We start from the raw sequence: 12,467 nt of genomic DNA, 5'->3' as shown, positions 1-12,467 counted from the left end.
CGCTCTCCGGCCCCCTCGCGGCCTCCCTCTCCGTCGGCCGCCCCGCGGCGGGGGGGGGGGGGCGCGCCCCGCGGCCCCCCCACCTCCCGTCCGTCTGCGTCGCCGTCCCGGGCGCGCGGCCGGTCTCGAAGCTGCTCCGGCGTGGTCAGGCGCGTCGGCGGAGCGCACGGGCGACGCCGCCGAGGCGGTCGAGGGCCCGGAACTCGGCCGAGTGGGTCAGTGCGTCGTACCGGGCCGCGATCGCGTCGCGTTCCGCCTCGGCGTCGTGCTGCGCCTGTTCGGCGTCCTTGCGCGCACGGTCGAGGACGGCGACCGCCTCTTCCGACACGATGAGTCGCCGGTTGATGTCCTCGACCCCCGCGCGGTGCACGTCGCGCTCCTGTTCGGTCGCGCGGAGCAGCTCGCGCTGCTGCGCGGCCCAGCGCAGCAGCGGATCGCCGGCACCGGTCCGTGTCGCGGCGTGCGAGGTCGCCGCGTCGAGCAACGGGCCGACCTGCACGGCGCGGGCCGCGTAGGAGTGCCGTTCCCGCACGACGGCGCCCAGCCGCGCGACCAGGGCGTCCCGTTCGGCGGCGGGCATCGCGATCGCACGTTCCAGGGACGGGGCGTCGGTGAAGACGGGGACGTCGGCCAGTCCGAGTTCGTCGAGGCCGAGGGCGCAGGAGGTGACCGGCAGCGCCCCGCACGCCAGCGACTCGTAGAGCCGCGAGTTGAGCGTGCCGAACTCCGCGGCGGGTGCGATGACGTCGTCGACGACGAACGCGGCAGCGCGGTAGACCTCGGGCAGCGCGAAGTACGACACCGCCGGTCGGAGCTCCACACCGGGGGCAGCGTCGACGTGCTCGACGTTCGCGGCGAACCAGACGATCGGCTCGGGCGGGGCGACCTGCTGCAGCACGTCCTGCACACCGCGGCGCGCTCCCCAGAAGTTGACCGTCGTGACGGTGCGGTCGGTCCGCGGCGGCGGCGTCGTCCCGTCCGCGTCGGTGGTGAAGAGGTCGAGGTCGACCCCGATCGGCACCACCTCGACCGGTACGTCCACCACCCGGACCAGTTCGTCGCGGGCGATCGTCGACGACGCCCACACCGCGTCGAACTCGGCCAGGTACGGCACCGACGCCCACTGCGCCGTCCAGTTCCGCACCCACGCGACGGTGGCGGTCCTCGCCGGCACGAGACCGGGGACGAACGACTCGATCATGCTGACGAGCACCGTCGTGTCCTCGGGGACGGTCTCGGCCCAGCGCCGGATCGGCCAGACGTCCACGCCCCAGCCCTCGGCCCGGAGCGCCCTGGACAGACCGAGGGCGACGAACAGGTCGCCCTTGCCCTCGGTCGGGTCGTCGGTCGACACCGCGAAGCGGATCGTTCCCCTGGTCCCCGTCGCGTGGTCGCCGCGGGCGATCGCCTCGTACTCGGCTGCGAGGGGGGACGAGGCGGGGGAGGACGGGATCGCGGGGTGCATCACGGTGCCATTGTGCACGAAGCACACCCGACCTCCGCCGAGCGCCGTGCTGCGCCTTGTAGGGTGTTGTCGGTCGCCGGGCACCCCCGACGTCCGGATCACCGAACCGTGCCGCAGGCGCGGCAGCAGCTGGAGGAACTCGTCGTGACAGAGCGCAAGCCAGGAGTCGTTTCCGTCGTCCTCGTGAACTACAAGGGCACCGACGACACCCTGACGAGCATCGCCGAGCTCCGCAAGCAGGACTGGCCGCAGGACCGGCTCGAGGTCATCGTCGTCGACAACGGCTCGGGCGCCGAGCACGTCGGGCGGCTGAAGGCCTCGGACCTCGACTTCACCTTCGTCGACTCCGGCCAGAACCTCGGCTTCACCGGCGGCTGCAACCTGGGCGTCGAGCACTCCTCGGGCGAGATCGTGGCGTTCCTGAACAACGACGCCCGCCCGGACACCGGCTGGGTGCGCGAGGCGATGGCCACGTTCGCGTCCGGCGCCGACATCGGTGCCGTGGCGTCGAAGGTCCTCGACTGGGAGGGCGTGAACATCGACTTCACCGAGGCCGCGATGACCTGGTACGGCATGGGGTACAAGCCGTTCGCCGGATCGCCGGACACCGGCCGGTGGGAGAGCGAGACCGACGTCCTGTTCGGCACCGGCGCCGCGATGTTCATCCGCGCCGAGCTCTTCGAGCAGCTGGGTGGCTTCGACGACCGCTACTTCATGTTCTACGAGGACGTCGACCTCGGGTGGCGCCTCAACCTGCTCGGCTGGCGTTTCCGGTACCAGCCGAAGTCGGTGGCGTTCCACAAGCACCACGCGTCGATGAACAAGTTCGGCGACTTCCGTGAGACCTACCTGCTCGAGCGCAACGCCCTCTTCACGCTCTACAAGAACCTCGGCGACGAGCAGCTCGCCGCGGCCCTGCCCGGGTCGCTGGCGCTCGCGGTCCGCCGAGCCGTGGGCCGCGGCGAGCTCGACTCCACGTCGCTCGACCTGCGGAACCCCGGCGACGACAGCGTCCCGACCATCCCGGTCCCGAAGACGAGCATGGCCGGCATCTACGGTGTCGACCAGTTCGTCGAGCAGCTGCCGTCGATGACCGAGTCGCGCCGCGAGATCCAGGCGAGCCGGGTCCGCAGCGACCGCGAGCTCCTCCGCCTGTTCGGCAACCGCGACGAGCCCGCGTACCCGATCGAGAACTACCTGGCCGGCTACGACAAGATCGTGCACTCGCTCGGGGTGCTCGAGGTCGGTGCGCGCCGCCGGATCCTCATCGTCACCGGTGACTCCATCGGCGAGAAGATGGCCGGCCCGGCGATCCGCGCCACCCAGATGGCGAAGCAGCTCGCGAACGAGCACGACGTGCGCGTGATCAGCCTCACCCGCTCGACGCAGATCGACCCGTCGTACGACGTCGTCACGGTCCCGCACCGTCACCCGCGCCAGATGGTCGAGCACGAGGCCTGGGCCGACGTGATCATCGTCCAGGGTCACGCGCTGCGCCTGTTCCCCGTCCTCGAGTCGACGCGCAAGATCCTGGTGGTCGACGTGTACGACCCGCTGCACCTCGAGCAGCTCGAGCAGGGCCGCAGCGACGACGTCGACCAGTGGAACCGGCAGATCCTCGATGCGTCGGACACGCTCAACCACCAGCTCGAACTCGGTGACTACTTCATCTGCGCATCCGAGCGGCAGCGGATGTTCTGGCTCGGGCAGCTCGCGGGCTCCGGTCGGGTGAACGCCCGCACGTACTCCCGCGACCCCGACCTGCGGTCGCTCATCGGTGTCGTGCCGTTCGGCCTGTCCTCGACGCCGCCGGTGCACGACCAGCCGCGGGTCAAGGGAGTCGTGCCGGGCATCGGCAAGAACGACAAGCTCGTCGTCTGGGGTGGTGGCATCTACGACTGGTTCGACCCGATCACGCTGGTGCGGGCGATCGGTCAGCTCGCCGAGCGGAAGCCGACCGTCAAGCTCTTCTTCATGGGCGTGCAGCACCCGAACCCCGACGTGCCCGAGATGGACATCGTCGCGAAGGTCCGTGCCGAGGCCGATGCCCTGGGACTCACCGGCAAGAACGTGTTCTTCAACGACGCGTGGATCCCGTACGAGGAACGTGGCGCCTACCTGCTCGAGGCCGACGCCGGCGTCTCGACGCACTACGAGCACCTCGAGACGACGTTCTCCTTCCGGACCCGGATCCTCGACTACCTGTGGGCGCGTCTGCCCATCGTGACGACCGCCGGTGACTCGTTCGGCGACCTCGTCGCTGCCGAGAAGCTCGGAATCGCCGTGCACGAGCAGGACGTCGACACCCTCGCTGCCGCGCTCGAGACGGCCCTGTTCGACAAGAAGGCGCGCGCCGAGTACATCGGCAACGTCGACCGCATCCGCGAGCAGTTCACGTGGGAGAACGTCCTCGCGCCGCTCGTCGAGTTCTGCCGGAACCCCGTCCGCGCCGCCGACAAGTCGGTGCGGGACACGGTGGCCGTGGCCGAGGCGCACCAGATGCGCGTGCGGGTGCCGGAGCGCAAGAAGCTCTCGGGCGTCCGGTACGACGTCGGCCGCGCGGTGCACTACTTCCGCACCGAGGGCCCGCGCAGTGTCGCGGGCAAGATCAAGCGGCGCCTGACGAGCCGGTGACGACGACGGACGCAGCGGCCCTCGTCGTCGTGCCGACGTACGACGAGGCCGAGAACATCCGGTCCGTCGTCGCAGCCGTCCTGGCGGCCGTGCCCCGTGCACACGTCCTCGTCGTCGACGACGGCAGCCCGGACGGCACCGGGGACATCGTGCGGTCGCTCGCGGCCGACGACCGGCGGGTGCACCTGCTGCAGCGAGCCGGCAAGGCCGGTCTCGGCACCGCCTACGTCGCGGGGTTCCGCTGGGGCCTCGAACGCGGGTACCCCTTGCTCGTCGAGATGGACGCCGATGGGTCGCACCCTGCCGACCGCCTGCCTGCGCTCATCGACGCCGTGGAGTCCGCGGACGACGTCCTGCTCGCGATCGGGTCACGGTGGGTCCCCGGTGGGACGGTGGTCGACTGGCCGCTCCGCCGCCGGGTCCTGAGCCGCGGCGCCAACGCGTACGCCCGGCTGGTGCTCGGTCTGGACGTCCGTGACATCACCGCGGGGTTCCGCGTCTACCGATCCCCGGCGATAGCCCGCATGGACCTCGGGTCGATCGACTCGAAGGGGTACTGCTTCCAGGTCGACATGACCCTGCGGGTGGACGCCCTGGGCGGCCGCGTCGTCGAGGTCCCGATCCGGTTCCGCGACCGCATGCACGGGGTCTCGAAGATGAGCCGGTCGATCGTCCTCGAGGCGATGCTCCGCGTCACCCAGTGGGGCCTGCAGCGCCGGTTGGGTCGTCCCACGCGTCCGTGACCACTCGGTGCGTGCGGTGCTGCGGTTCAGGGGCGCGGCAGGTGTCGGCGCCACGAGCGCCGTCGGGCGGCGATCACGAGCACCGTCACGAAGACCATCAGGCCCGCGCCGTGCAGCAGGTAGCTCTCCGCCGTGCTCGTGACGGCCAGCAGCACCAGCACCGCGGCCGGCCACACGTACGCCACCCCCGGGAACGTCGTCGCGGTCACCCAGGCCCGCGCGAACGCCAGGAGCGCCGTCACGCCCAGGATGATCGTGCCGGCGAGCCCGATCTGCAGCCAGGCGTCGACGAAGGCGTTGAGCCCTGAGGGGAACCTCATCCCCGCCGGGTCGAGCAGGGTCACGTAGGGCACCACGGCTTCGCGCGGCCAGGTGCCGACCCATCCCCAGCCCTGGATCGGGTACCGCTCGGTGAGCACGCGGATCTGCGACCACAGGTCGATGCGCGTGGCGGTGCCGCCGGCGGCCCCGATCTCGGCCAGCAGTCGCCCGCGGGCGAGGACCGCGACGACGAGGGCCAACAGGACGGCGGCGCCGAGGACGCCGTTCACCACCGGGCGCGTGGCCGGTCTGGCGTGCCGGAGCGACCAGAGCGCCAGCGCCGTGACGGCCAGGGCGATCATCGCGAGCCCGGTGATGGGGGACTGGACGAGCATCAGGGAGATGACGGCCAGGGCGGTGGAGGCGACGGCCCGCCAGACCGTGACGGAGCGGGTGAGGAACTCGACCACGAAGGTGACGAGCGCCATGGCGGCGATGAAGCCCATGAAGTTGCGGGTGCCGCCGATGCCCTGGATCGGTCCGCCGTAGGCGATGTCGCCGCGGATGCCGAACGCCGGGAACGGCACGTCGAGCACGAGGCCGGAGAGCACCTCGAGGCCGAGCGCGGTCACGAGGAGGATCCGGAACGCATCACCCGAGGCACGGATCACCTGGACCAGGTCGCGCCCGAGCGCCAGGTACAGCCCCAGGCCCATGAAGCACACGGTGGCGACGAGCCCCCGCAGCGCGACCCACGAGTACTCGCTCCAGAGCACGCTCAGCGCGCAGTACCCGACGAACGCCAGCAGGGACAGCGGCAGCACCCCGTGCCACTCGATCCGGTACCGCTGCCCGAGCAGGCTCAGGCCGGCGAGCACGAACAGCGTGACGAGCACCGCCCACGTGCCGGCAGTCCCGACCACGGCCCCGACGGTGGGCTGGCCGAACGCGAAGAGCACGATCACCGTCGCGAGCGCCTGGCTGAACCGCCCGCCAGCGGAGAACCCGATCCAGGCGGAGAGGTAGCGGCGCGCGCGCACCCGCTTCGTCAGCCGTCCGTCCGTCACCCCACCATCTTGGTGCACGCACCTCGGTACCGGGCCATCGCGGAGCGTCGATATCGCTGATAAGCGATGAACCGGCTACCGTCGACGGACCATGCAGCGTCCTGCGAGCCCGATCCACCGCCGTCTCGACGGCCTCCGCGTCGCCGCCGCCGCGGTCCTGGTCGGCGTCGCCACGACCGCGCTCGCCTGGTGGCGGCTCGGGCCGACGGCCCGCAGCACCGTGTGGGCGGAGGACGGTGGCCTGTTCCTCCGGGAACGGATCGCCCTCGGCCCCGTCGACTCCCTGCTGCACCCCTACGCCGGGTACCTGCACCTCGTGCCCCGGTTGCTCGTCGACGTCGCCTGGGCCCTGCCCGTCCAGGACTACGCCCGGGCACTGTCCGCCGGGGCCTGCGTCGTCGTCGGCGCGGTGGGCGTGACCGTGTTCCTGCTCGCACGCGACGTCGTGCCGCAGTGGCCGCTCCGGGCCCTGCTCGCCGCGGCGCCTGCCCTGCTCCCGCTCGCGCCCCACGAGATCAGCGGGAACGCCGCGAACCTGCACTGGTACATGCTGTTCGCCGCCCCCTGGTTGTTCGCGTACCGCGCGCGGACGTGGTGGGCGTCCGGTACGGTCGCCGTCCTGACCGCCTTCGCGGTCCTCACCGAGCTGCAGACCGTGCTGTTCCTCCCGCTCCTGCTCCTCGCGTGGTTCCCCCTGCGGAACGGTCCGGGCGACCGGGCGTGGCCACGCGCGGTCCCGGTGACGATCGTCGCCCTGATCGGCACCGGTGCGCAGGTGGGAGCCGCCCTCACCGACCAGCGATCGCAGCCGCCGGGCAGACCGGCGTTCACCGACGTGGTCGCCGGATGGCTGCTGCAGCCCGTCGCGGGAATCTGGACACCGGACGTCGGTGCTGCCGTCCGCGCCGTCGTGACCCACGGCTGGGGCGTCGTGCTCGTGCCCGTCCTGTTGGTCGCCGCCACGGTCGTGGTCGCGCTCGTCGTCGGGACGTGGCGCGCACGCTGGGTGATCGTCGCGCTCGCCGTGGTGTCCGGCGGCGTGTGGTGGGCTGCGCTGATCGCCAACGGGGGAGAGGGCCAGGCGTGGGCGCACCCGATCCCGGCACTCGCAGCGGTCCCGGCGCTGCGGTACGCCGCGGCGTCGGGGATGCTCCTGCTGGCAGCGGTGGTCGTCGCGGCGAGCGTGCTCCTCGACGCACGTCCCGCGCACCGGGGAGCACGGCCGTCACGACGTGGGGCGCAGCCGGCGGGCGCCCTCCGCTTCGTCCGCGTGCTGGCGGGCTGGTCCGTGGTCGCCGTCCTGGTCGTCGCGGTGGTGGGCAACCTGGCCCCGGGAGCAACACGACGCAGCGACGGCCCGGTCTGGGCGACGCAGGTCCCCGGCGCGGTCGCGGCGTGCGCGGGCGACCCGACACGGGACGTCGAGATCCGGAAGGCGCCGTGGACGGCCAAGGTGCCGTGCTCCAGGCTGCTCGAGCGGTGACCGCCGGGTGCTCCGGGGTCAGCGAAGGGTCGGCAGCCGCCACTCCCGCCGCGCGGGCGGGGTGCGCGGGCCGTCGCCGGCCGACCGGGGTTCCTCGCTGACCAGGACGATGCGGGACTTGATCGCGATGAGCGCGAACAGGACCCAGTTGCCCTGGTACAGCAACCGCGACTCGGCGACGGACTGCACGAGCAGCGCCACGACGACGAGGAGCGGCAGGAGCGACACCGAGTCGAACGACCTGGGGGACCCTGCGGCGTCGTACCCGATCCTGGTCGCGGACGACCACGACCGGTCGAGTGTCGTCACGACGTACAGGGTGAACAGGACCAACCCGATGATGCCGGTCTGCATCCACACGTCGAGGTACGCGTCGTGCGCCTGCAGGTACGTCACGCCCTTGCGGTGCGCGAGGTCGGCGAGCGTCGGGATGTCCGGCCACCAGTACCCGATCCAGCCCCAGCCGACGACCGGGTGCTGGCCGATCAGCTCGAGCACGCGCTGCCAGATGTCCCCGCGGCCCGTCGCGTCCGCGCCCTTGCCGAGGAGCTCCGACACGGTCCCGCGCGCTGCGAACGCGCCGACGCCGACGACGACCGCACCGACCAGGGCGAGCAGGTAGCGCGGCGTCCGCTGTTCGGTGGGGACACGACGGATCCAGAGGGCGACGAACAGTGCGGCGGCGACGACCAGCGCGGCGGCGAGGACCGTCGACGAGCGGGTGAGTACCAGGACCGCACCGGCCACGACCAGCCAGCCGACGGAGCGGTTCCGGCTCATCCGACCCTCGGCGAACTGCAGGGCGATGGCGATCGCGGCGAGCAGGGCGACCATCGCCAGCAGGTTCGCGTTGCCCGGCAGCCCCTGGATGCGGCCGCCGGTCAGCAGCTCGGCGCGGGAGAAGTAGAAGGCGTCGGGGATGTCCCGGTCGCCGTAGTCGGTCCAGACCGGGACGATCGGGTGCCGGACGACGACGGCCACCGCGGCCTCGAACAGCAGCGAGCCCATCAGCACCCAGCGGAACGCGAGGCTCATCGCGTCCAGGATCCGACGCCAGGTCAGGGTCGACGCGAGCGCGAACGCCATCGCGGCGCAGATCACCTGCGCGGCGATGCTCGCGAGCGTCGCCGGGCGCCAGTGCGACCAGGCGACGGACACCAGGCACCAGGCGAGGAAGAACCAGAGCGCCCACGGCGTCCGGACCAGCGGTGACTTCGCCCGGACCAGGATCGTCACGCCCCACGTCGCAACGAGGGCCCAGACCGCCGCGGCCCCGAACCAGGTCAGGGTGTTCGGGAAGGCGTCACCGGCGAACAGGACGAAGAGGAGCGTCGCACCGAACGCGAACGCCTCGCGCTCGGGTACGGTCCCGCGCGAGAGCGGCCAGGTGTTCGTCACGACGTCAGGGTACGTGGTCATCCGCGTCCGTCATTGCGGAAGGCGGCGAGCGCGCGGGCGATCTCGTCGCCGAGGTACGGCGCCAGGGTCGTCGCGAAGGTGTTCGTCAGGTGGGTGCGGTCCCGGTGCACGAGCACGCCGCCGATGACCGCCGGGCAGGTGGTGTCGGTGCAGTAGTACTGCGTCAGGTCGATCACCCGCGCCTTGCCGGGCATCCGGGCGGCGGCCTGCTCCGAGCCGTCGAACAGACCGAGGCCGAACGAGCGGCTCGAGTCGCACGCGCTCGTCGTCGGGCCCGACATCTGGCCGACGCACGCCACCACGTCGGTCCGAGCGGTCGGGTTGTCGCGGAGCGCCAGGACCGGGATCCCGGCGTCGGCCGCTGCCTGCCACGCCGCGACCATGCCGTCGACGACGGTCTCACCGTCCGACTGCCCGGGCACCGAGGCGATGGGACCGTTGCCGGTCGAGTGCGTGACGATCACGCCGTCCAGGTCGCCGTGCGCGCGCAGGTACGCCATCGCGTTCTGCTTCCAGGCGGTGCAGTCGTCGACCTGCTTCTCCGTGTTCGCCTTCTGCACCGCGGTGGTGAGGTAGCAGCTCTGGTGCCCCGCGACGTCGATGCGCCAGTTGTTCGCCTTCGCGATCGCCTCGTAGGTGTCCACGAAGACGTTGTTGTGCGAGTCGCCGATCGCGATGAGGTGCTCCGTGTACCCGGTCTTCGGGCCCAACGCGCAGACGTTGAACGCACTCGAGTCGTTGGACCAGCACGCCCCGCGGTTCGAGTCGTCGTCGAGCGCGTTCGCGGCCGCGGGCACCCGCACGTCCGCAAGGGCGGGGTTCACGCACGGGTCGGACGACGAGATCAGGGCGGCGGCACCGAAGCAGCGCACGTCGCCGGTGCTCAGGCGCTGCTGGAACTCGGCTGCCTGCATCTGCTGCACGTGCAGCGCCGTCAGCGAGGCGGCACCGAGTGCCACGACGAGCACGGTGCTCAGTGCGCCGTAGAGCGCGACCCGGCGCGGACGCAGCGCCCGCACCCATCCGGAGAACCGGAGCGGCTCCTCGATGCACAGCGTGGTGACCGAACCGACGAGCACGGCACCGACGAGGATCGCGACCTTGTCCTTGGTCGTGAGCTCGTGGCGGAGCACGATCGGCAGGATGACGACGGCGGGCCAGTGCCACAGGTAGACGGCGTACGAGATCCGGCCCAGGAACCCGATGGGGGTGATCCTGCCGATGCGCTGCAGCCCCGAGTGCGCGCCGAACAGCACGACGAGCGTCGCCGACACGACCGGCAGCGCGGCGGCGATGCCCGGGAAGGGCGTGGACCCGGTGATCAGCACGAGCGACGCGACGAGCCCGGCCGCGCCGACCCACGCCCCGACGACCCGCACCGACCGAGCCGGTCCGGTGCGCGGCGCTGCCAGCGGGATGGTCGCCGCGAGCCCGCCGAGCGCGAACTCCCACGCCCGGGTCGCCGTCGAGAAGTACGCGACGCCCGAGGCGGTGTGGGTCTGGACGATGCTCCACGCCAGGGACAGGACCACGACGGCGCCGAGGAGCACCTGCGCGACGACGGCCGGGGAGGCGCCGTCCCGACGTACACGCCGAGCGACCCACAACGCGAGGAGCAGCAGGAGCGGGAGGGCGATGTAGAACTGTTCCTCGACCGACAGCGACCAGAAGTGCTGGAAGGGCGACGCCTCGTTGCCCTGAGCCAGGTAGTCGACCGAGTCGGCGGCCAGCTGCCAGTTCTGCACGTAGACCGTCGACGCGATGAGCTCACGGCCGTACTGGCCCCACAGCGCGCTCGGGACCCACACCAGCACGGCGGTCCCCGTCGCGGCGATCGTGAGGAAGGCCCCGGGGAGCAGCCGCTTCGCCCGCCGCGACCAGAACCCGGCGAGCCCGATCCGGCCGGTGGTGGTCAGCTCACGGAGCAGGTGTCCGGTGATCAGGAAGCCCGAGATCACGAAGAACACGTCGACGCCGACGAAACCGCCCGGCAGCCGGTCGGGCCACAGGTGGTAGAGCACGACGGCGAGGACCGCGAACGCACGGAGCCCCTGGATGTCCCACCGTGTGGGGTCGGCCGTGCGGCGGGGGGAGGAACGCAGGGACCCTCGGGGCGGTGACTCCACCGTGCTTGCAGACATCACGGAGATCCTAGTGTCGCGGGCCGCGCCGGTAGGCTCTCGCCCATGTTCCTCGGCATCACGAACACCCCCCGCGACTACGCCTGGGGCTCGGTCACCGCGATCCCGGAGCTCCTCGGTCGCACCGTCACCGGCGCCCCGCAGGCAGAGCTCTGGCTCGGTGCGCACCCGGGCAGCCCGAGCGTGGTCGTCAACCCGGCGATGGTCGGCGGTGCCGACACGCTGCTCGACTGGATCGCCGCCGAACCGCAGGACGCCCTGGGCGGCGACCGCACCGGCCTGCCGTTCCTGCTGAAGGTGCTCGCAGCGGCGGCGCCCCTGTCGCTGCAGGCGCACCCGACCCCGGAGCAGGCCGAGGCCGGCTTCGCGCGCGAAGAGCGCGAGGGCATCGCGATCGACGACCCGGCGCGCAACTACAAGGACCCGTTCCCGAAGCCCGAGCTCGTCGTCGCCCTGAGCGAGCGGTTCGAGGCCCTGAGCGGCTTCCGCCCGGTGGCGGAGACCCTGGCCGAGGTCCGCGTGCTCGACGCCGGCAGCGGTCGGCTCGGCCCCCTCGAGGTGCACCTGCAGCACGGGCTCGAGGACACCGTCCGGTGGCTCGAGACGGCCGACGAGTCCGCGCTCGCCGTCGTGCAGGCGGCGAGCGACCTCGCCCTCGCACTCGACGACGACGTCCTCACCCCGAACACGGCGACGGTCCGCGACCTGGCGACGAGCTGGCCGGGCGACCCCGGCATCGTCGTCTCCCTGCTCATGCACCGGGTGACGCTCACCGCCGGCCAGGCGATGTACCTGCCCGCCGGCAACATCCACGCCTACCTGGACGGCCTCGGCATCGAGCTGATGGCGCCGTCCGACAACGTGCTGCGTGGGGGACTGACGCCGAAGCACGTCGACGTGCCCGAACTCCTGCACGTGCTCGACTTCACGGCGTACCCGGCACCGGTCCTCGAGCCGGAGCGCCTGGCCCCCGGCGTGGACCGCTTCGCACCGGAGGGCGTCGGCTTCGCGCTGCTGCGGGTCGACGGTGACGGACGACCGGTCGGGCTGAGCACCGGCGGCGTGGCTCCGCTCACCGGACCGTCGATCGCGATCTGCACCGAGGGCGTCGTGACGCTCGTCGGCGCGACGTCCGCCACGTTGCTCCGCAAGGGCGAGTCCTGCTTCATCACACCGGACGAGGGCGACGTCACGGTCGAGGCCGACTCGTCGAACGGCGTGACGTCCACGGTCTTCATCGCGACCGGTCGGTAA

General features: G+C 71.9%; 8 protein-coding genes. 4 read left to right on the top strand and 4 right to left on the bottom strand.

The window, feature by feature from the left end:
* Window positions 1-145 precede the first annotated feature (145 nt).
* Window positions 146-1,465: a glycosyltransferase gene (locus ABH929_RS17770; RefSeq protein WP_404562157.1), complete on the bottom strand. Its 1,320-nt coding sequence runs from the start codon at window positions 1,463-1,465 to the stop codon at window positions 146-148.
* Between ABH929_RS17770 and ABH929_RS17765 the strand changes: the two genes are divergently transcribed.
* Window positions 1,388-4,099, top strand: a complete 2,712-nt coding sequence (locus ABH929_RS17765; protein ID WP_374114434.1) for a glycosyltransferase — start codon at window positions 1,388-1,390, stop codon at window positions 4,097-4,099. The two genes, ABH929_RS17770 and ABH929_RS17765, sit on opposite strands and share 78 nt — an antisense overlap.
* On the top strand, window positions 4,096-4,842 hold the full coding sequence (locus tag ABH929_RS17760; RefSeq protein WP_263091019.1) for a polyprenol monophosphomannose synthase: 747 nt from the start codon (window positions 4,096-4,098) through the stop codon (window positions 4,840-4,842). Before ABH929_RS17765 ends, ABH929_RS17760 begins: the two co-directional genes overlap by 4 nt.
* Before the next feature lie 26 nt (window positions 4,843-4,868).
* Here the strand turns inward: ABH929_RS17760 and ABH929_RS17755 are convergent, their stop codons facing one another.
* The gene (locus ABH929_RS17755; protein ID WP_263091017.1) at window positions 4,869-6,170 is read right to left on the bottom strand and encodes an exopolysaccharide production protein; all 1,302 of its coding nucleotides are present in this window, start codon (window positions 6,168-6,170) and stop codon (window positions 4,869-4,871) included.
* 91 nt (window positions 6,171-6,261) lie between these two features.
* Here ABH929_RS17755 and ABH929_RS17750 point away from each other — a divergent pair, with 91 nt between their 5' ends.
* The gene (locus ABH929_RS17750; RefSeq protein ID WP_263091015.1) at window positions 6,262-7,653 is read left to right on the top strand and encodes a hypothetical protein; all 1,392 of its coding nucleotides are present in this window, start codon (window positions 6,262-6,264) and stop codon (window positions 7,651-7,653) included.
* Between the two features lie 18 nt (window positions 7,654-7,671).
* On the opposite strand, the gene ABH929_RS17745 is transcribed toward ABH929_RS17750, so the two are convergent.
* Entirely contained in the window at window positions 7,672-9,051 is a 1,380-nt protein-coding gene (locus ABH929_RS17745; protein ID WP_404562156.1) for an O-antigen ligase family protein, read from the bottom strand.
* A 17-nt stretch (window positions 9,052-9,068) separates the two neighbouring features.
* Complete coding sequence (locus ABH929_RS17740; RefSeq protein WP_263091011.1) at window positions 9,069-11,213, bottom strand: acyltransferase family protein; 2,145 nt, start codon at window positions 11,211-11,213, stop codon at window positions 9,069-9,071.
* 45 nt (window positions 11,214-11,258) lie between these two features.
* Between ABH929_RS17740 and manA the strand changes: the two genes are divergently transcribed.
* Window positions 11,259-12,467, top strand: a complete 1,209-nt coding sequence (gene manA / locus ABH929_RS17735; RefSeq protein WP_263091009.1) for a mannose-6-phosphate isomerase, class I — start codon at window positions 11,259-11,261, stop codon at window positions 12,465-12,467.

It is taken from the genome of Curtobacterium sp. AB7 (assembly GCF_044909335.1).
Classification (GTDB): domain Bacteria; phylum Actinomycetota; class Actinomycetes; order Actinomycetales; family Microbacteriaceae; genus Curtobacterium.
This window is presented reverse-complemented; position numbering and strand designations above follow the sequence as displayed.

Coding starts and splice junctions, on each gene's coding strand:
- ABH929_RS17740 (WP_263091011.1), bottom strand. CDS start 11,213: ATGTCTGCAAGCACGGTGGAGTCACCGCCCCGAGGGTCCCTGCGTTCC.
- ABH929_RS17750 (WP_263091015.1), top strand. CDS start 6,262: ATGCAGCGTCCTGCGAGCCCGATCCACCGCCGTCTCGACGGCCTCCGC.
- manA (WP_263091009.1), top strand. CDS start 11,259: ATGTTCCTCGGCATCACGAACACCCCCCGCGACTACGCCTGGGGCTCG.
- ABH929_RS17770 (WP_404562157.1), bottom strand. CDS start 1,465: ATGCACCCCGCGATCCCGTCCTCCCCCGCCTCGTCCCCCCTCGCAGCC.